This is a genomic window from Anoxynatronum sibiricum, assembly GCF_039414295.1.
GTDB lineage: Bacteria > Bacillota > Clostridia > Peptostreptococcales > Tindalliaceae > Anoxynatronum > Anoxynatronum sibiricum.
Genome location: NZ_JBCITM010000001.1, coordinates 264243 through 282931, shown reverse-complemented (window position 1 = coordinate 282931; position 18689 = coordinate 264243). Strand labels below are relative to the sequence as shown.

Genomic DNA, 18689 nt, shown 5'->3' with positions numbered 1-18689 from the left:
CCATGCAGCTCACTATCTCTTTCAGACCACCACTATTTATAGACGATCTTGTCCATAAAAATGTTTCAACAATCAATAAAAAGACTCCTGATGATAATTCTCAGAAGTCTCTTCACTGTCTGCCATTGTCTGAAGTGATCCCATGCCTGTTATTCGATGCCTGCTATTCGATTACCGATGTCTTCTTGTCGGCGATAGTATTGCAACCGCTGAGCCAACCGAGTGTTGCGTTGCATCACCCGATTATTTTTAATGGCCATGGCGATGGCTCTTTTGGTTCCAATCAGCACAAAAACCTTCTTTGCCCGGGTCACACAGGTATAGAGCAGATTCCTTTGTAGCATCATAAAATGTTGTGTGGTCAACGGCGCAATGACAATGGGGTACTCACTTCCCTGACTCTTATGCACTGTCATGGCGTAGGCCAGCACCACTTCATCCATTTCTGATAATTGGTACTCCACCGTCTGGCCATCAAAGTGAATGTAAACCACCCGGTTTGTCTGGTCAATGCCCGATATTCTTCCAATATCGCCATTATAGACATTTTTATCATAATTGTTCCTGATTTGCATCACCTTATCATGGATTCTGTAGATCGTTTGACCAAACTGAATGGTATTGGTTTGTGGATTCAGGGTCTCCTGCATCAGCCGGTTCAACTGATGGGTGCCTGTACTGCCCCGCTGCATGGGGCAAAGCACCTGAATATCCTGTACCGGATCTATTTGGTAGTAAGCCGGCAGTCGTTTTTGGCACAGCTCCAGAATTTGCCCGGGAATTTTTTCGGGATCATCTGATTCCAGAAAGAAAAAATCCCGTCGACCTTTTCCCGATAAGTATGGAAACTCACCCTGATTGATGCGATGGGCATTGGTCACAATGAGGCTGCCCTTTGCCTGACGAAAGATCCTCTCCAGTTGGACAACGGAAACGCATTGGGAGACAATCATATCTTTCAATACATTGCCCGGGCCTACAGATGGCAGTTGATCAACATCTCCCACAAAAATGACCACAGCCTCTTCCCTCAGTGCTTTGACCAGATGATATGTCAGAATAATATCCAGCATGGAAGCTTCATCAATAATGAGCACATCACAGTTCAAAGGGTGTTCTTCGGTTTTCTTAAACCCTTCTCCCGGTTTAAACTCCAACATCCGATGTATGGTTTTCGCTTCCCGGCGGGTGGTTTCTGCCAGGCGTTTGGCTGCTCTGCCGGTGGGTGCACATAATTGAATGCGGGCGCCCAAAGATTCAAAAATAGACAAAATTGCCATGGTGGTGGTTGTTTTTCCGGTACCAGGCCCACCGGTCAGCACCATGCATTTGGATTGAATTGCAGTGATCACAGCCCGCTGTTGAATCACATCATAGTTCATCTTTCGGGGTAATCGCTGAAGGATTTCTTCCTCTGACAGTTGAAAGGGAGATGGCTTCTGAATCATCCTGGAGATACGCCTTGCCACACCCTCTTCGCTGTGATAGAACACCGGAAGATAAAGTTCTCCGCCATCCGTTTCCACCAACTTTTTTTCGGTTACGAGTTGGTGAATGCCCTCTGCCATCTGAACGGATGACACTTCAAGTATTTTCATGCCTGCCTTTGTCAACTCATCCGGTGTTGCATAGCAGTGACCATCCCCTGACAGCTCATTGATGACATAAAGAATTCCTGCCATAATTCGAGCAGGGTGATCATGGGTGAACCCCAGGTTTGAAGCAATCTTATCGGCTGTTTTAAATCCAATTCCCCAAATATCCTCTGCCAGCCGGTAGGGATTTTCCTGAACCAGCGCAACACTTTTTTCCCGGTACGCTTTAAAGATTTTAACAGCATAGGCTGTTGATACACCATGGGACTGAAGAAAGAGCATCACATTCTTCACTTCTTTCTGCTCATCCCAGGCTTCACGAATAATAGTGGCGCGTTTTTTTCCGATACCAGGTATTTCAATGAGTCTTTCGGGTGTTTTTTCCAGAACATCCATGGTTTCTTCCCGAAAGAACTGTACGATGCGTTTTGCATTAACCGGGCCCACGCCTTTTATGAGGCCGCTTCCCAGATATTTTTCAAGGCCATGCAGAGTTGCCGGAACTTTTTCCCGGTATTCTGTCACTTCAAACTGCCGGCCAAAACGGGTATCTGTCTTCCAGTCGCCACGGGCTTCCAGTACAGCCCCCACACTGACACTGCCCATCGTCCCCACAAAGGTGATCAAATCACGATGACCGGGCATCTTCACTTTTAAAACACAATAGCCATTTTCCGGATTTTGATAAGTGATGCGTTCCACCAGCGCTTTCACCGTTTCCATCTGAGAGTCCTTCCTTTATGTCCAGATTGACTGATCCGTCACCCGTTCATGTTCATTCTATCACAGCCTCGCCCAGGTGAACAACGTAAGTATTATAGGGCAATTTCATCTTTAAGCACGGCAAAAACCACCAATCTGTGCGTTGCAATTCTGATGGGTGTGCAGGCAAAAAGTGTCAGCCTGGTTTCCCGCTGATCACCCAGCGTGATCCAGATTTCTGCCGGATCAACCACCGTTATTTGCTCTACCTGGAAGTGATAGGCAGTGGTTTCGTTGGAAAAATAGATCCAGTCATCAATATCCAGCTCATCCAAACGGTTGAGGTGGCTTCCAAATTCATACATGCGATGACCTGAAATCACTGCATTGCCAGGCGCGCCTGGCATATGGGTGCTTTTCATCAACGCCGGTGCCCGGTTCAAATTCGCTGGAGTTGCATCAGCAATCACTGCCATATTGAAATTAATCGCCGGAATTTCCAGCCGCCCCAGTGCACTTCCTGATGATACCTGGTTTGCAGCAAACTCAGGTATCAAGATGGCGGCAGGTTCCGTCGGTTCTTCCGGCTCTGCTTCCGGTTCAGGAAGCTCTGGTAAATCTGGCACCGTCGGCTCTTCCACCGAGGGCTGCTCTGGAGTTTCAGGGGGTTCCGGCTTCAACCATAATTCCCAAACAGCTACACCTGTTGCAAAAACAATGACAAGTATCCATAGCATCAGTCGCATGCGTGCGGTTTTTTTCATCTTCCAGCCCTCACTTTACATAGCATCAATTAAACCAGGTCCATGACAGGATTTCCACATCTTCCGGCAACAAAAAAAGATCCGGCGGAAAAGGCCCTTCCTGAAGATCTGTATACACCCGCTGGTGAATGCGGCCGTCAGCCATCACCATTTCCTCCTTTAGAGGCAGGCCATATTCCACAGAAATCCAGGCGCGGTAGGTCTCTTCCCCATTGCGATGAGGTGAACGCACTTCGAAATACAAAGCTTCCTGCTGAAGGTACTCCAGTTGTTCCACATTTTGTATGCGACTGAGAAAAACCGGATCATATCGATCGCCCGAGACAGCATAGCGACTTTCGTCAAGCACCCCCGGAGGAATTTCTTCTTCACGATAGCGAAAACCAATGGCTTCATTTCGCTGGGGATCAATCTGGTAATAAGCCCCATCCTGTTGCCTTGTGAGAAGAATGGTCATATCACCTGTACCGAAATTGTCAAGCTCAACCCGTTGTGCATATCCCTGATTCCAGACACGCATAATCCCATAATGGCCATTGCTGAAAGCATACGGTGTCGCATAATAGTACCCCTGTAACCCATCGGGTTTTTTCATGATTTCCCGCCATGTATCTGCCGCATCGGGCTGGTGTGTCCCCAAGATCACAAGCATCATGACAGTGATCAATATACTCACATAGCGGAAGTACTTCTTATTCATGGCATTTGAACTGTTCATTGTCGCCCCTCCTGACCATCACCATCATCTATGACATTATGAATACCCCAATGACAAAAAAACAATCCGGGAATCATTCTCATGGGAGTTCCCGGATTGTTATGCCGCGTCAGCATTCATTTTTTAAAAGCATCCTCATCTTCCAGCAGATCAATGAGTTCTGACATCAGCTGTTGAAGGTCGGTTTCATCAACACCCAGCAATGTCATGGCTTCCTGAGAAAAATGATAGGCTAGTCCATCAGCACCCATTTGTACTCCCAGCATCATCACCAGTGCGTCGGCCAAATGGGTGATGGCCACCAGACGGGGATTAATTTCCGCTCTTCCAGGTTCATGATGAAGGGCAATGGATTCTGCCAGGTCACTGGGTAAATGCCATTTTTCTGCGATGCTGGCCCCCACCTGGCCATGATGAAACCCCAGCACTTCTTCTTCCGCTTCCATAAAAGTGATCTGGTCGTTTTCCACTTTTTGCTGAATTAGTTGAACCTGATCTTTTAGATATGTGTCCAGAATCACCTTTCCAATATCCCGCAGTAATCCTGCCACATATGCTTCATCTGGTCTGGCATATTTCACTTTTTTGGCGATGAGCCTGGCTGCAATGGCGCAGGTCTGTGACTGCCGCCAAAGTGCTTCTTTTTCAAGGGCATAGCCTGGCAGCTCCCGGGCCATTAACTGGCTTACAGAGGCCGCCATGGCAATACTTTTGATGGCTTGAAAGCCCAATACAACCGTCGCCTGAGAGATGGTTGATATGGTTCGTGAGTAACCATAATGGGTTGAGTTAGCAAAGCGCAGTACCGTCGCTGTCAGGCTCTGATCTCGAATGACTTCATTTTCAATGTCATGAACCGTCGATTCCGGCGATTCTGCCAACTGAATAATACGAGTAATAGTATGCGGAAAAGCAGGTATGTCTCGAACCCGTTCAACGATTTCTTCCATCGATATCTTCGTCATATGCTCGCCCCATTATTGACAGATTAGTGCTTCTGTCTTCTATTATACCTTTATTCTCAAAATCCTCAATAGCTACAACGACTCACTTTCAATATCATCTATGTCATCGAAAGTCTGATATGACAATACCGCTTCTTGCCGGTGCCTTCGACAGACCCTTAAAGCATCATTAATTCACAGGGGTTTCCTGTCGATTGCACAAATACTTCAAAGTCTTCATAGCGCAAGGTGATTGTCATGGTATTCACATTGGGGTGAAAATTAATCAGTTCAGTCTGCCGAAGCGTCTCATCCAGAATCAACACCACCTGTTTGCTTTCATCATTAATGAGTCCAAAGGGACTCACTGAGCCTGGTTCCAATCCCAGATACTTCATCAAGCGCTCTGGTGAGGCAAAGCTGAGGTTCCCCAATCCCAGCTTTTGCCCCACCTCTTTCACCTGAATGACTTTTAGGTTTTCCGTTACCACCAGTATATGATTTCTCCCCTTATGATCTCTCAGAAACAGATTCTTGCAATGCAGCCCTTCGATTCCTGCATCATGTTTCATAGCCTCTTCCACAGTATACACTGCTGGATGACGGTGGAGAGTGTATGAAATTCCAAGCTGATCAAGTACCTGAAAGACTTTTTGAGACTGCTCTGCTTCATTGAGCATGGTACACCTCCCATCTCTATTTGCCATTAAGCTGCATGAGTGCCGCCATTGTTCCCCGCTGCTGCCCATGGGCCCTGTGGGAAAAGAGAATAGATGCATGACAGCAGGTACAAATTTGCGATTGAATGATTCTGTTGCTCGATATTCCAGCCTGCATCAGCAGCTGCCGATTGACTTCAGGAAGCGATAGTCGCCACTGTTGGTCATTGACATGGCTGATTGAAGCGTCTGCTAATGGAAGCTTCTCTCTGAAACTGTTGTAAACGTCTTCTCGAATGAGATAGCAGCATGCATCGATGGCGGGTCCAATGGCAGCCAGCAGGTTTTTGGGCTTTGATCCATAAGCTGCTGTCATTTCCTGAACAAGCTTCACCGCCAGTTGATTGACAGTTCCCCGCCATCCTGCGTGCCCCAACCCAATGGCTCTATTCACCGGATCCAAAATGTACAGGGGGACACAGTCAGCATGAAAAGTCATTAACGGAATTCCCGGTTCATTGGTGATCAGTGCATCCACATGGCTGTAATCTCTTTTTTGGGCCAACCCTTTGCCTACATCTTGTCTGGTGACCTGACGAACACAAGTTTCGTGTGTTTGATGAGTCAAAACAGCCAGGTGCCAATTAACACCCAATGCACCTGTGAATCGCCTGTAGTTTTCTGTGACATGGTCGGGATGATCACCGCTGTTATAGGCAAGATTCATGGTTTCATAAGAGCCGGTGCTGACACCACCCAGACGTGTGCTGAACCCGTGATTCACTATTCCTGTTGCTTCAAATGCCGGAAAATACCCATATGTAACCCCACTGGTTTCCCGCCATAAAAAATGCTGATGAGCCGATTCCATAGTGCTTCAACCCCAAATGTATACTCACTGCCTGTGCAGTCAATTCTCTTCTTTCTTATACCACAAAACCGGAACCCTGTCCATGTTATGGTAAGGTCCCGGTCTGTCTTTAGCGGCGACAGCCGCATTTGTTGGAAATCAACAGATTCATGGAGAACCGCACCTGGGAATCGTCCATGGTTTTATAAATGCGTTGGATTAATGCACACAATGCTTCCGCATCACCCCTGATCAGGGTGGATACCGGCCCCACTTCTGCTTCAAGGCCGCTGGATTCAATAATTTGAAGCACCTGCTCAACAGCGGCGTCGGAACTGGTTGTTTCCAGTGGCAAAAAGGCCAACTGGCAGGTACCTGTCACCGTTTTTGCCAGAGCGCACATATAAATCCTCCTCTATTGTGTTGCCGGAATTGGTCTTCCTGTTCCAGAGTCCACTGATCATCTGGTGTATCCGGCGGAAGAAACAGACAGCTACCGGTCTTCACCAGTTGGTTTGGCTCCCATGCCTTCATGTCATCCAATGACTTAAACGAAGCATGCTTAAAAACGGTGTTTTTTTGAAAGTCAGGAGAAGTATATAATTCTCCCCAGGCACTCTCCCGGTTAATGGTGCCCACCAGCAAAATACCGCCGGGCTTCAATACCCGAAATAATTCTTTCAGTGCTCTTTCAGGTTCGCGAATGAATTCAAAAGCCGCCATGGAGAAGACACCATCGAAGGTCTGATCCGAATAATCAAGTTGGTACATGTCCATTTCAACAAATGGAATCTCAAAATCGGCGACCTTGGCTTTTTCCCGGGCATAAGCAAGCATTTCGGGAGACATATCTATTCCCGTAACCACCACTCCCTGTTGTGCCAGTTTCAGGCTGAAGTTTCCGGTACCACACCCGGCATCCAGTACCTTCATCCCTGGCTGAAGGGGAAACAGCTTCATGGCCAAATCAGTTTCAACCTGGTCCACCAAACTACCCATGGGTGTTGTGTACCACTGGTCATATTCGTTGGCGATACTGTTGAAAAAGGTCATTTGATATCACCCGCTTCAGGCAGATAGGCGTTGGTAAAGGCTGCAGATGCGTCCAACTGGTTTTCCAGCAATCCCTGCTGAAACATCCAGTGGGCATAATCTTCCCAGACCGACAGCTTCATTTCTCCCCAGCGGGGGGCATCAGCCTGATACTGCTGCGCAAGGTACTGCTGGCTGGCCACCACCATCGCTTCATCCAGCTCAGGGACTGCGGCCAGCAAATGTGCTGCTGCTGCTTCCGGTTGTTGTATTGCAAATTGATATCCTCTGGCAGACGCCCTGAGAAAAGCTTGCACCAGCTCAGGATCTTCATCGATAAGCTTTTCGCTGGTAATCAATGCTGGTGTATAAAAATTCAGTGCCGGCACATAATCCTGCAGAAGAATGAAATTGATGTCGTAATCTCGCAGTTCAGCGGCAATCCCATCCCACCCATAGTAAATCCAGGTGAAATCAACGTGGTTTTCAACGGCATCAAAAAAATCAGCTGTTCCGATGCTCATCATTTCCACCTGAGAAAAATCACCACCATCACTGGTCATCAGTGCTTGCAGCATGGCTTCTTCCACCGGTGAACCCCAACCTCCATAGGTCTTTCCTTCAAAATCTCCAGGATGCTCGATGTTTTTGGATGCCGGCGAAGCAAATCCAGAGGTGTTATGCTGGATAATGGCGGCAATGGCCTTTATGGGCAATGGATCAGCAGCGGTGCGGGCATAAGTCACCTGTTCCTGATAGCTGATGCCAAACTCACCCTGGCCGGCTGCAATTAAGTCAGCACTGCCTCCGTGAGTGGGCTGAATGATCTCCACCTCCAGACCCTCTTCGGCAAAATATCCCATGGATACGGCGCTGTAAAACCCAGTGTGATTGGTATTGGGCACCCAGTCCAGCACCAGCGTGACAGCTCGCAGCGGCTCACCTGACACTCCGCTGTCGGAGACTGGTGGTGACTGACAACCGGTCATGGCCCCCGCAATCATAAGGCTTGCGATGAGCAATGCCGTGGCCCATCCCGGAAAACTCATGCCGTTTCTTTCTTTGCTCTTTATGCGGTTGTGTTGATACTTCATTTGGCTGTTCCTCCTGTTGATGTTTTTTGAGGCGTGATCCGGTCCAAAACATAAAAAAACCTGTAGCCACGGAGGTTACAGGGTTTCAATAATCGTATTGATCCCTCCGCTGGCATTATCCAGATCAGGTTGCGGGTCGGAACAAGATAGTTCCCTCTCAGCCGAGTCTGTCTCAGCTCCCCGTTTTCACTTGTGCCTTTTAATTATACTGCTCTTCGCAGGTTAAGTCAAGGGATGCACTTGATTCAACCCGACTCGAGCGTCCATTTCCATCTATTCAACAGGCATCTCTTCCAGCTGCAATGCCTGGCGAATTTCATCCAGGATGCCTTCCAGCCCTGCCTCCTGCACCCGTGGAATCAAATCATTTTGGAGGATGTACTCTGAAAGAGTGATTTCTGCCAGTGCACGTTCATAATTATCCCGACACTTTTCCAGCGCTACTGGTTCTCCAGTGCCCAGTCTCCAGGCACGGCTATTATCATAAAGCCCATCCGACGACATGATAAACACTTTTTCGTTATCAATGAACGAGCCCGCAGCCACATGAACCTGCTTTGCCACAAACCCTTCCATGATATTCAGCAGGTCTTTTCCCATCACACGATTTGGATGCAAAGGAACTCCTGCCAAATTGGCAATAGTGGGAAAAAAGTCTATTTGTCCTCCGGCAGTCTCGACAGTCTCCGCCAGACCGCTGCCGGGAATGTGAATGATGAGAGGCACCCGAAACATTTCATCTTCTTCGTAGGGTCGTCGAATAAAGTGGCTCACCAAATCGTTGGCTTCTTCATTTCGCATGTCAAGACCCTGATGGTCACCATAGATGATAATGGCAGCATTATCATAAAGTCCTTCTGATTTTAAGCGCTGGATAAAACGTCCGATCTCCTCATCCAGATAGTGAACTGACTGCAAATAGTGTCCCAAAACAGTGTCTTCATAATCAGCGCTCATTTCCAGCTTTTGCAGTTCATCAGGCATCACAAAAGGGTGGTGTGAAGTCAGCGTAATGTAAAAGGCATAAAAAGGTTCTGGTATCTGTTTGATGACAGTAATGGATTGTTGAAACAACTGCCGGTCACTGAGTCCCATACCTATGAGGTCGTTCATCTCAAAGTCTTCACTGGCATAAAAATGGTCAATACCCTGACCTTTATAAGCGTTTTCACGGTTCCAGAAGGACGGGTCGTTCCCATGAAAGACCATGGTGGTGTAGCCCTGCTTTTTTAAGTGATGTGGCAGTGAATAGAAAGCATTGTTCTCGTAGGCCCGATAGCTGAAGGTTTTCGTTGAGGGATAAAAACTGTTGTGACTCACAAACTCGGCGTCTGATGTGTTACCCCACCCAGCCTGTTCATAGAATCGCGAGAAATAGATACTGTCTTCCTGAACAAGCTGATTCAACACTGGTGTAATTTCCTGCCCTGCCAGAGGATGTTCCATAACAAACGTCTGCAGTGACTCTGCCTGTATGACAAAAACATTTCTCCCCTCCAGCAGCCCCTTGAATCGACGCTCGTCTGCTTCCTGAACAATTGCTGAAACAGCTTCCTCCGCCAGTTGAGGGTCTACCGTTGCCGGCTTGAAAAGTTGAATCACATCCACCAGGTGATAGTTCAGCATACCCAGGTTCAAGGGTGTCAGGTGGCCTTCCGTACGTTCTTCAAGCGTGCAAAAAGTAATCCCCATGCCGAAAATCAGCGGCAGTAAAAGTAGTACATACACTAAATTGTAACGCTTTTCTCTTCGGTTCATTTTCAACTGCTTTCGCAGGCAAAGGACCGCCAGCACCACGGTATCGATGAAATATAGGAAATAGATGGGTTTAATCAGCGCAGCAATGCTTTCTGTCACGCCCCCCAACTGTCCAATTTGAAATATACTGTGTGCCGGCACCAATGTGTAGAAATGACTGTAATACACGGTATTGATGAAAATCAACATTGTCAGTATGCCATGGATCCAGAGGTAACCAGTAAGGCGTTTTTCAGGCTTTAGTAAAAATGTCGCCAGCAAATAAACAGAGAAAACACTTGCCAGATTCATGAACGCCACCAGCCAGTAGTGTAGCTCAATGTGCATTTGCTGGTGGAGAATCATCATTTTAAACAACAGCGACAACGAAAAAAGGAGCAGCAGTTTGACTGTTTGATTGTCAGGCATGTTAATTGTCCAGTTTTTTTTCATCGGAAAAGCCTCCTGTGTAGTGAAAGCGGGGTTGCTTTCATTATCTTAACACACTCCGGCAATATTTCAATGTCCCAATCAAATGGCTTTCATGACAATACTCAATCAAAAAACCGGCACCATTTTCGGTACCGGTTTATCTTGTTTCTATACATGGAATAAGGTTTATACTTCCTCTTCTTCCTCTTCAACTTCTTCAGTTTCTTCTACTTCTTCTTCAGCTGCTTCCTCTTCTACTTCTTCAGCTTCTTCAACTTCTTCAGCTTCTTCAGCTTCTTCAGCTTCTTCAGCAACTTCTTCTTCGACAGGTTCTGCTGCAACAACCCCTTCGGTAACAGTCACTGTTTTGGCTTCTGCATTCCAAGCAACATCATAGCCAAGAACTTCGCTGACAAATTTAACCGGCACCATGGTGCGGCCTTCTGCGATGACGGGAGGTGCGTCCAGCTCAACTTCTACACCGTTCACCATTGCATGAGCGACATCAATATGCAGCACAATGACAGTATCGCCTTTTGTGTAAGTGACTGCTTTTTCATCAGCATTCCAGTCAACTTCAGCACCCAGTTCACGACTGACAAAGCTCACCGGAACAAGCGTTCTGTTGTTTTCGTCGACATAAGGAGCAACATCTAGGTCTTTGGCTTCGCCATTCACCAGTGCTGTTTTACTTCCCAGTGTCAGTACAATCACTGTTCCTTCTTGAACAGAAATAGGCTCTACTGCTTCACCTTCTTCAACAGCCTCTTCTTCAGCTTCTTCTTCTGTTTCTACAGCTTCTTCGGCTTCTTCAGCTTCTTCTTCAACAGCTTCAACCTCTTCGGCTTCTTCTTCTCCCACAACCTCTTCCTCTGTCATGTTTTCATCTGCATAGACAGCAAACGAAGAGAATACGAGCATCAGAACCAGTAATGCGGATAACCATACTTTTTTGTTCATCATGTCATCTCCTTTTCTGTATTTTTACGACCCTTGTCGCACATGCCCCATTATATCAAATAAAAGCAATGTGTAATCTTACAATTATGTAACAAAAAGATGTGTGAATCCGACTGCGACTCCGGCTTATCCGCCTGCAGAAAGAAACCGCATCCGAAACGCCTTCACCTGAATGGTTACAGCTTCTGGATCACCCCGAAAAACGAGAGTTGTTCTCTGCAGCTTCAGAGAGCCCATTTTTACATTTTCGTTTTTTTGAAGGGTGATCTGCCATTTGCTGCCCTTATAGGTACATCCCTCTACACTTTCAGAAACCGTCAGCAAATAATGGATAATTTCCTGGTACGGAGCGCCACTTTCTATCATCTGTTCATCACCCGGGTTCAACCCCATCACATAACGCCTCCTGAGCACCTCAAAACCGGATAAATTGTACCAGTTCTGTGATGCCGATGTTTGAAAATCCTTGACCCGTTGCTGATCCTCCGGTACAATGAAACAGTACACGATCATCGAATACATGGTAATGGATTTGATTCGAATGACTTCGAACGGGTATGTAACCTGTATAGTCTTTTTGTACTACCTGATGAGTCAATCAGCCTGGAGGTGAATGAAATGGATACATTTATTTATTCTGTTTTGCGAATCACGGTGATGGTTCTCATCTTTAGAACCATTTTGCGTTTTTTCAGTTATCGAAACACTGCTGCGTTTCAAGTAACGCGCAAAAAAGGACTGGCACGTACCGATACCCCTGTTGAAGAGCTGCCTGATAAAAAAGAGAACGCCGTCCCAGTGGAAATGGTGATGGATACCACCTGCAATTGTGAGATTCCCCGAAAGCAGGCTTATATACTGCTGGATGATCAGGATCAGCCTGTTTACTTTTGCAGCTGGGAATGTCGTGCAAAATACCTGGCAACACGCGTCTCTGCTTAGTTTGCCAGCCTGATCCCACCATTCTTCTAAAAACCCGTCATGCGACGGGTTTTTTATTTCCCACTTTTTAACGATCCTGCTGCCCACCGCTGCAAAGACAGACAGTATCCGGATCGTAAACAAAAATATTTTTCATCAGCAAAAAAGTACGCACGCTGATACACAGGGTTGGTTTAGAATACTTGATTTTGCGATGCCAATAAATAGAAACATGTTCTACAATGAAACACTCGAAATCTGTTTGATCTCTGGGTTTCCCCGCCTTGACAGAAGGCAGTGGCGGTCCTGCACAACAGACTTTTTTCATTTGCCTGTCCAATGTGACCGCTGTGATCTTCTTCTGAGAAAGATATTGCTTCAAATGATTGGTCAACATAATTTCAGTCATTCAGTATGCTTCCTTCCTTATGACATTTCCACTGTTTCTCCAGACTTCTGCCTGATCTTATGACAGCGTCACATGATCACTCTGAGGAAATGTTGCCTTTGCCTTTTGTATAGTACCCTTTTAGTACCCTTTGAATGCCAGCTCCAAATCAGATTGCTCACCAAGATGCGTCTTCTTCCTCCAAATGCCCTTGATCTTCCAATGTTACCCATATACGCTTGTGATGTCTGCTGACCTTCACCGGTTCATCAAAGAATGATGAAAGCACTTTTTCACTGAGGACTGCCTCAGTTTTGCCGGCTTCATAGACATGCCCTTTTTTTAACAGGATGGTGTGGGAAAAAATTGGCAGGATTTCTTCTGTTCGATGCGTCACATAGAGCAAGACTGGGGCATCTGGTTTTCTGCCCAGTGCTTCAACAAATGTGAGAAGCTGTTCCCTTGCAAACAGATCAAGACCAGTGCACGGCTCATCCAGCACCAGCAATTGCGGCTTCGCCATCAATGCCCGGGCAATGAGTACTTTTTGCTTTTCACCCTGTGAGAGCGTCTGATACGCTCGTTTCGCATAAGAACCACATCCCAGCTGATCCAGCAGCTTGTTTGCCTCAGCTGCATCTTCTTCTGACGGCTCTGTTAAAAGACCAATCATGGCTGATTTCCCGCTTACTACAATATCAACGGCAGATTCTGCCATATAAAAACGTTCCTGAAGTGCTGAGCTAACCCACCCGATGGATTTCCTCAGTTCTCTAAGATCATATTCACCAAAACGCTGTCCCAGTACCGTCACTTCTCCGCTGGAAGGAAACAAATAGCCGTTTATCATGTTCAGCAGGGTGGTTTTTCCAGAACCGTTAAGCCCAAGGATCGCCCAATGCTCTCCCGCATTCACTTTCCAACTGACATTTTTCAACAGGAAGGCACTTCCCCGCCATAATGAAACATTCCGAATGTCGATCATTACCGAACCCCTCTTCCATCGATTATCAGGCAACCTGTGAATGTTATTCATTCTACCAGAAAAGATCGCAAAGTGAAATCACCGGTTTTTTCCTTTACTGTAACTCTCATTACTAAAATGCCGACGGCTTTCACCGTCGGCTAAGTTCTCTCAGGCATTAGACAGACCGCTTTCGGTGAAAAGCGTATTTTTTGCCTGGCTCATGCTTGACTGCATACATGGCCTGGTCAGCAAAATGTATCAGTTCCCGGTCATTTGCCGAATCTTGCGGATACCTGGCAATGCCAACGCTCACACCTATGGTTAATAAATGCCCTTCAATCTCCAGTGGTTCCTGAAAACCAGCGATGATGTTTTCTGCGATTTTCTCGATAACTTCTTTACTGCTTTCCCGGAAGAAAAACGCAAACTCGTCGCCGCCAACCCTTGCCAGAATCCCCTCGCTGCCTGTCACTGCCAGGCGAATTTGATTGGCAACTGCTCGCAGCAAGTGATCTCCCAGTAAATGTCCGTAAGTGTCATTCACTTCTTTAAAGTGATCCAGGTCCATGAAAAAAAGCGCGTACGAATCACTGGGCTTCCGGCTGGTTATTTCCCTGATATAGAGTTCAAAAGCACCCCTGTTCTTCAACTCCGTCAGTGAATCGTGGTCAGCTCGATACCTGGCTTTTTCTTCCTGATGCCTTTTTTCTGTAATATCAGTGGCAAATCCTGCCACTTCATTCTCATTTTCCACCCGACTGATATAATGTTCATAAATCCGTCCGTTATAAGCCACTTCGAATCGCTGAGCAACTCCCGTCAGCGCCCTTTCAACATTCTCATGAAGGATTTGCGTGTAGGCTTCCGGGTAGATATCGTTCATTTTTAGATAATGCTTTTCCATCGCCACAGCTTGTTCGCGCGCCACCGACCGTCCGTCATTATAAGTAAGCAGCAAGGTGTCATCCTCGGTAATTTGACAACGGTAGATAAACTCAGGAAGCGCTGCAATGCTTCTGGCAAATGCCTCAGAAGCTTCTTTGCGCTCAATTTCAAATGTTAACTGTGACCGGTAGTGATGCATGACAAAAGATACTCCCAGCAGGACAATGACCAGCGCAATCAGTCCCATGAGTAAAAAAGAGTTGCCGGCATTTTCCCGCAACAGCCAGTGGTCACTGTCATCGATGAGAGCGGTCACCAGATAAGGGTGCTCTGCCACGCCTGCCGGTATAAGGTAAATCAGCGCTTCTCCCGATGCTGTCTTTAACACATGCCTTTGCATTTCTGTCATGGCATGCAATTCTTCAGGTGTTAATCCCAGTTGAATAAACAGGTTGCGGTCGAAGTTCCCGTATATAAAAGCAGGGTCTTCAGGATTGCTGTACTCATTGTGATATGCCACTTCCCAAGCATTCAAATCAATCAGTGAGCTGGACTGGATATAGCTGATTTCTTCATCCAGATAAGCAAAAAGATCATCCATGAGATTGCGTATATTATCATCATAGGAAGCAGCGTCTTCAATATAGCCATTAATCAGATACCCCTGTGCTTCATTGTGGTAATAGGCAAATCGAAAATACCCCTCCATATAATGTGAACGGCTTCGAGGGCCTACCCAGAAATTTTCCCTTGCATACCCTCTGCCCACATTCGGTGTTTCTCCCTGAAGCAATGCACTGAAAGCTTCATGCCAATAGCCCCAGAAAGCAGTGCGTTCTCCAATCTCCTCCACAACTGTTGACGCCGAAATAGCAATATCTTCGTCCGCAACGGGCGAAAAAATGGCCAACCCGGCAAGGTCATAGTTGTCCCTGTAAGTCATCAGCACCTCCGGGGTCAGCTGATCTGCAGCCACACTGGCCAACTCCTGATTCAATCCATAAAGCCTGTGGTAAAGATCTTCGTTAATCAGGCGGGTGTAAGTTTCTGTATAGCTTTCTGCCAAGTTGACAGTTTTACGGATGAGACTGGCGTGGTTGTCCATTTGTCTGGTGTAAAAAAGATCAAAGTCTTTTTCGGTACGCGATATAAAATACGCAAAAACAGCGGTCAAAACCACCGCAATAACCATTGTCAATGCCAGTATTATTTTGCCATCCCGTTTCATGTCGTACCCTCCACAGCTTTCGATCTCGTTGGAACTCCCACGGGTATATATAACCAAAATAAACACCGCTAACCATTTATTGGCCAGCAGTGTCTTTCCCAAATCTGTATAGGGGGCTCCACTTTTTAATTGGTAGCTCCACTTTTATAAAAGGATGAACCTGTCTCCTGAAGAACCCGGAACCGTATATGTTTGACGTGATCCACTGGTGTCGTCATTTCTGCCTGGGTGTTTTCATCACTCTCATGGCATTCAGCGTTGCCAGTACTGCCACGCCAACGTCGGCAAAAACCGCTTCCCAAATGGTTGCCAGGCCTCCGGCACCCAGAGCCAGCACAATGAGTTTGACGCCAATGGCCAGCACGATGTTTTGCCAGACAATGATCCGGGTACGCCGGGCAATCTTAAGAGCTGTGATCAGCCGGGCAGGCTCATCATCCATGATGACCACATCAGCCGCTTCAATGGCGGCGTCAGAACCAAGCCCGCCCATGGCTGTCCCAACATCGGCTCTGGCCAATACCGGTGCATCGTTAATACCATCTCCCACCACCATGACTTTGCGCTTGCCAGTCTGTTCAGCCATAATTTTTTCAGTGATGGTCACTTTGTCCTGTGGTAGCAACTCTGCATAGATTTCACTGATACCAGCTGCCTCACCCACCTGTCGGGCAATCATTTCCCGGTCACCCGTCAGCATTACCAACCGCTTGATGCCTGCCCTGCGAAGCCCTTCCATGGTCTCTCTAACTCCCGGTCGCATCTCATCACTGATGACCAAACTTCCCATCAACTGATCCTCGCGAACTACATGGACCAGTGTACCGGATTCAGCGACCTGGGGAGCATTTATTCCTGCCTCCTTCATAAAAGCTGCATTGCCTGCCCTGATCCTTTGACCGTCAACCAGAGCTTCCACTCCTTTTCCTGGCGTCTCCCTGACTGCATCCACCTGGTGTGCGGCCGTATTCCCTCCCCATGCTTTTTGAATGGAAACTGAAATAGGATGCGTCGACTGGCTCTCTACCAGCGCAGCCATTTCCAGCAGATGAGGCTCGTCTATTCCCTCTTGCGGCAAAAGATGGCTCACTCTGAAAATCCCTTTGGTCAGTGTACCTGTTTTATCAAATATGATAGTATCCACTTGATTCAGTGCTTCCAGATAATTGCCGCCTTTCACAAGAATACCCTGGCTGGAAGCCCCTCCAATGCCACCGAAAAAACCAAGAGGAATGGAAATCACCAACGCGCAGGGGCAAGAAATGACGAGAAAGATCAGAGCGCGGTAAACCCAGTCACCGAATGTCGCGTCAGCCAGTAAGAGTGGCGGAATCACTGCCAGCATTACAGCAGCTCCCACCACCAGCGGGGTGTATATCTGTGCGAATTTGGTGATGAACTGTTCTGTGCGGGCCTTTCGACTTCCGGCAGTTTGAACCAGTTCCAGTATTTTGGAAACCGCTGAATGTTCGTAAGTGCGGTTCACTTTTATTGTTAGAGCTCCTGATTGATTCACAAATCCTCCCAGCACCTCATCACCTGAAGAAACGTCCCGTGGCAGCGACTCGCCTGTTAAGGCAGCTGTGTCCACCAGACTGATTCCCTTGACGATAACACCATCCATGGGGACTTTTTCACCCGGCTTCACCAGGATTAACTGGCCTTTATCTACCTGTTCAGGTTTAACTGTTTGAACACGGCCATCCTGTATAAGATGTGCCGTATCCGGCCGTATGTCCATTAGTGCAGCAATGGATTTTCTCGAGCGATGAACTGCCAGATCTTGAAAATACTCACCAACCTGATAAAAGAGCATCACAGCGACACCTTCAGGGTATTCACCAATGGCAAAAGCGCCAATGGTGGCAACACTCATGAGAAAGTTTTCATCAAAGACCCTGCCATTCATCAGGTTACGCCCTGCCCGCAACAGTACCCGACCTCCTGATAACACATAAGCCGCAAGATAAAGCGTCAGTGCAAGGTTTCCCTCCAGCTTAAATGTCCAGGGAGCTGCAAAAAGAAGAAAAGCAGCCGCCATCATTCCTTTTGTTTTCCATTGGTTATCGTCATCCGGAAACTCATGTGAATGATCTTCCTTTTGTTGATAATCTGAAGCTGGCACTATGCGGACATCAGGTTCGATGCGTTGAATCACAGATGCTGTTTCTTTGATTATTTCGTCTGTCCTGTCTTTTTCGAGAAAATACACTGTCAGTCTTTGGGTGACAAAATCCACCGTTGCATCAGCCACACCATTGATTTGGCTGATTTCTCTTTCCATACGGCCGGCACAATCTGCACAGCCAAGCCCTTTCAGACGGTAAGTTTCATGGGGATGTGAGTTCATCTGAGGTCATCTCCTTTGGTAAAGTTCGGTCATCAAGGTGGCTTAGATGAGCCAGGCCCTGATCAAAAATACGTCGGATGTGATCATCATCCATGGAATAGTACACGACTTTTCCTTCCTTGCGCGACTTAACAACACGATTCGTTCTCAGCATTTTCAGCTGGTGAGAGATGGCCGACTGGGTCATTCCCAGTACGATGGAGAGATCGCAGACACACAACTCCTTCAGATTCAGAGCATACAAAATTTTTAAACGGGTGGCATCTCCAAAAACTTTGAAAAATACGGCCATTGCCTGTGCATGTTCATCGGCAATCATCTGATCTTCAACTTCACTTACCGCTTCTTCATGAATGATATTGCAGCCGCAGCGGTCTTTATCAATGGCATCACTCATCATATGACTTCGCCTCCTCTATATATGAATACTTGCTCATATGTTTAATTTAATGATACACCTTAC

The 18689-nt window shown here is 47.0% G+C and carries 18 protein-coding genes and 1 riboswitch; of the genes, 1 reads left to right on the top strand and 17 read right to left on the bottom strand.

The genetic code is table 11. The features are described 5' to 3' along the window. Window positions 1-149 precede the first annotated feature (149 nt). From recD2 to AAIG11_RS01180, 12 genes are all read right to left on the bottom strand, one after another. Window positions 150-2318 (bottom strand): SF1B family DNA helicase RecD2, encoded by a 2169-nt coding sequence (gene recD2, locus AAIG11_RS01235; protein ID WP_343184462.1) that lies wholly within the window; start codon window positions 2316-2318, stop codon window positions 150-152. A gap of 92 nt (window positions 2319-2410) precedes the next feature. Next, window positions 2411-3061 carry a sortase gene (locus tag AAIG11_RS01230; protein WP_343184461.1) on the bottom strand — a complete coding sequence of 217 codons (651 nt, stop codon included), beginning with the start codon at window positions 3059-3061 and terminating at the stop codon, window positions 2411-2413. A gap of 25 nt (window positions 3062-3086) precedes the next feature. Next, on the bottom strand, window positions 3087-3779 hold the full coding sequence (locus AAIG11_RS01225) for a hypothetical protein (protein ID WP_343184460.1): 693 nt from the start codon (window positions 3777-3779) through the stop codon (window positions 3087-3089). A gap of 116 nt (window positions 3780-3895) precedes the next feature. Next, window positions 3896-4744, bottom strand: coding sequence for an HDOD domain-containing protein (locus AAIG11_RS01220; RefSeq protein ID WP_343184459.1), 849 nt, complete (start codon window positions 4742-4744; stop codon window positions 3896-3898). Window positions 4745-4902: 158 nt separating this feature from the next. Beyond that, window positions 4903-5403 (bottom strand): prolyl-tRNA synthetase associated domain-containing protein, encoded by a 501-nt coding sequence (locus AAIG11_RS01215; RefSeq protein WP_343184458.1) that lies wholly within the window; start codon window positions 5401-5403, stop codon window positions 4903-4905. Between the two features lie 16 nt (window positions 5404-5419). Beyond that, window positions 5420-6253 carry a peptidoglycan editing factor PgeF gene (pgeF, locus tag AAIG11_RS01210; protein ID WP_343184457.1) on the bottom strand — a complete coding sequence of 278 codons (834 nt, stop codon included), beginning with the start codon at window positions 6251-6253 and terminating at the stop codon, window positions 5420-5422. 109 nt (window positions 6254-6362) lie between these two features. Further along, window positions 6363-6635 carry a YkoF family thiamine/hydroxymethylpyrimidine-binding protein gene (locus tag AAIG11_RS01205; RefSeq protein WP_343184456.1) on the bottom strand — a complete coding sequence of 91 codons (273 nt, stop codon included), beginning with the start codon at window positions 6633-6635 and terminating at the stop codon, window positions 6363-6365. Further along, a complete protein-coding gene (locus AAIG11_RS01200) occupies window positions 6611-7285 on the bottom strand; it encodes a class I SAM-dependent methyltransferase (protein ID WP_343184455.1) in 675 nt (224 codons plus the stop codon). Before AAIG11_RS01200 ends, AAIG11_RS01205 begins: the two co-directional genes overlap by 25 nt. After that, window positions 7282-8358, bottom strand: coding sequence for an ABC transporter substrate-binding protein (locus AAIG11_RS01195; RefSeq protein WP_343184454.1), 1077 nt, complete (start codon window positions 8356-8358; stop codon window positions 7282-7284). The genes AAIG11_RS01200 and AAIG11_RS01195 overlap by 4 nt, the downstream gene beginning before the upstream one ends. An 86-nt stretch (window positions 8359-8444) precedes the next feature. Continuing rightward, window positions 8445-8552: riboswitch (TPP riboswitch) on the bottom strand. Window positions 8553-8631: 79 nt separating this feature from the next. After that, the gene (locus AAIG11_RS01190; protein WP_343184453.1) at window positions 8632-10548 is read right to left on the bottom strand and encodes an LTA synthase family protein; all 1917 of its coding nucleotides are present in this window, start codon (window positions 10546-10548) and stop codon (window positions 8632-8634) included. Between the two features lie 165 nt (window positions 10549-10713). Beyond that, window positions 10714-11487, bottom strand: a complete 774-nt coding sequence (locus AAIG11_RS01185; RefSeq protein WP_343184452.1) for a copper amine oxidase N-terminal domain-containing protein — start codon at window positions 11485-11487, stop codon at window positions 10714-10716. A 126-nt stretch (window positions 11488-11613) separates the two neighbouring features. Continuing rightward, complete coding sequence (locus AAIG11_RS01180) at window positions 11614-11880, bottom strand: MoaD-like domain-containing protein (RefSeq protein WP_484477150.1); 267 nt, start codon at window positions 11878-11880, stop codon at window positions 11614-11616. 225 nt (window positions 11881-12105) lie between these two features. Between AAIG11_RS01180 and AAIG11_RS01175 the strand changes: the two genes are divergently transcribed. Then, complete coding sequence (locus AAIG11_RS01175; RefSeq protein ID WP_343184450.1) at window positions 12106-12429, top strand: hypothetical protein; 324 nt, start codon at window positions 12106-12108, stop codon at window positions 12427-12429. A 67-nt stretch (window positions 12430-12496) separates the two neighbouring features. On the opposite strand, the gene AAIG11_RS01170 is transcribed toward AAIG11_RS01175, so the two are convergent. The 5 genes from AAIG11_RS01170 to AAIG11_RS01150 form a co-directional block, all read right to left on the bottom strand. Continuing rightward, window positions 12497-12817 carry a CC/Se motif family (seleno)protein gene (locus AAIG11_RS01170; protein ID WP_343184449.1) on the bottom strand — a complete coding sequence of 107 codons (321 nt, stop codon included), beginning with the start codon at window positions 12815-12817 and terminating at the stop codon, window positions 12497-12499. Window positions 12818-12974: 157 nt separating this feature from the next. Continuing rightward, entirely contained in the window at window positions 12975-13781 is an 807-nt protein-coding gene (locus AAIG11_RS01165; RefSeq protein ID WP_343184448.1) for an ABC transporter ATP-binding protein, read from the bottom strand. 157 nt (window positions 13782-13938) lie between these two features. Further along, the gene (locus AAIG11_RS01160) at window positions 13939-15876 is read right to left on the bottom strand and encodes a diguanylate cyclase domain-containing protein (RefSeq protein WP_343184447.1); all 1938 of its coding nucleotides are present in this window, start codon (window positions 15874-15876) and stop codon (window positions 13939-13941) included. A 214-nt stretch (window positions 15877-16090) separates the two neighbouring features. After that, a complete protein-coding gene (locus AAIG11_RS01155; RefSeq protein WP_343184446.1) occupies window positions 16091-18226 on the bottom strand; it encodes a heavy metal translocating P-type ATPase in 2136 nt (711 codons plus the stop codon). After that, the gene (locus AAIG11_RS01150) at window positions 18207-18626 is read right to left on the bottom strand and encodes an ArsR/SmtB family transcription factor (protein ID WP_343184445.1); all 420 of its coding nucleotides are present in this window, start codon (window positions 18624-18626) and stop codon (window positions 18207-18209) included. Before AAIG11_RS01150 ends, AAIG11_RS01155 begins: the two co-directional genes overlap by 20 nt. Between the last annotated feature and the right edge of the window lie 63 nt (window positions 18627-18689).

Bases quoted from the DNA above. Each gene is read 5' to 3' on its own strand.
- recD2 (WP_343184462.1), bottom strand. From the start codon at position 2,318: ATGGAAACGGTGAAAGCGCTGGTGGAACGCATCACTTATCAAAATCCG.
- AAIG11_RS01230 (WP_343184461.1), bottom strand. From the start codon at position 3,061: ATGAAAAAAACCGCACGCATGCGACTGATGCTATGGATACTTGTCATT.
- AAIG11_RS01225 (WP_343184460.1), bottom strand. From the start codon at position 3,779: ATGAACAGTTCAAATGCCATGAATAAGAAGTACTTCCGCTATGTGAGT.
- AAIG11_RS01220 (WP_343184459.1), bottom strand. From the start codon at position 4,744: ATGACGAAGATATCGATGGAAGAAATCGTTGAACGGGTTCGAGACATA.
- AAIG11_RS01215 (WP_343184458.1), bottom strand. From the start codon at position 5,403: ATGCTCAATGAAGCAGAGCAGTCTCAAAAAGTCTTTCAGGTACTTGAT.
- pgeF (WP_343184457.1), bottom strand. From the start codon at position 6,253: ATGGAATCGGCTCATCAGCATTTTTTATGGCGGGAAACCAGTGGGGTT.
- AAIG11_RS01205 (WP_343184456.1), bottom strand. From the start codon at position 6,635: ATGTGCGCTCTGGCAAAAACGGTGACAGGTACCTGCCAGTTGGCCTTT.
- AAIG11_RS01200 (WP_343184455.1), bottom strand. From the start codon at position 7,285: ATGACCTTTTTCAACAGTATCGCCAACGAATATGACCAGTGGTACACA.
- AAIG11_RS01195 (WP_343184454.1), bottom strand. From the start codon at position 8,358: ATGAAGTATCAACACAACCGCATAAAGAGCAAAGAAAGAAACGGCATG.
- AAIG11_RS01190 (WP_343184453.1), bottom strand. From the start codon at position 10,548: ATGAAAAAAAACTGGACAATTAACATGCCTGACAATCAAACAGTCAAA.
- AAIG11_RS01185 (WP_343184452.1), bottom strand. From the start codon at position 11,487: ATGAACAAAAAAGTATGGTTATCCGCATTACTGGTTCTGATGCTCGTA.
- AAIG11_RS01180 (WP_484477150.1), bottom strand. From the start codon at position 11,880: ATGGGGTTGAACCCGGGTGATGAACAGATGATAGAAAGTGGCGCTCCG.
- AAIG11_RS01175 (WP_343184450.1), top strand. From the start codon at position 12,106: ATGGATACATTTATTTATTCTGTTTTGCGAATCACGGTGATGGTTCTC.
- AAIG11_RS01170 (WP_343184449.1), bottom strand. From the start codon at position 12,817: ATGACTGAAATTATGTTGACCAATCATTTGAAGCAATATCTTTCTCAG.
- AAIG11_RS01165 (WP_343184448.1), bottom strand. From the start codon at position 13,781: ATGATCGACATTCGGAATGTTTCATTATGGCGGGGAAGTGCCTTCCTG.
- AAIG11_RS01160 (WP_343184447.1), bottom strand. From the start codon at position 15,876: ATGAAACGGGATGGCAAAATAATACTGGCATTGACAATGGTTATTGCG.
- AAIG11_RS01155 (WP_343184446.1), bottom strand. From the start codon at position 18,226: ATGAACTCACATCCCCATGAAACTTACCGTCTGAAAGGGCTTGGCTGT.
- AAIG11_RS01150 (WP_343184445.1), bottom strand. From the start codon at position 18,626: ATGATGAGTGATGCCATTGATAAAGACCGCTGCGGCTGCAATATCATT.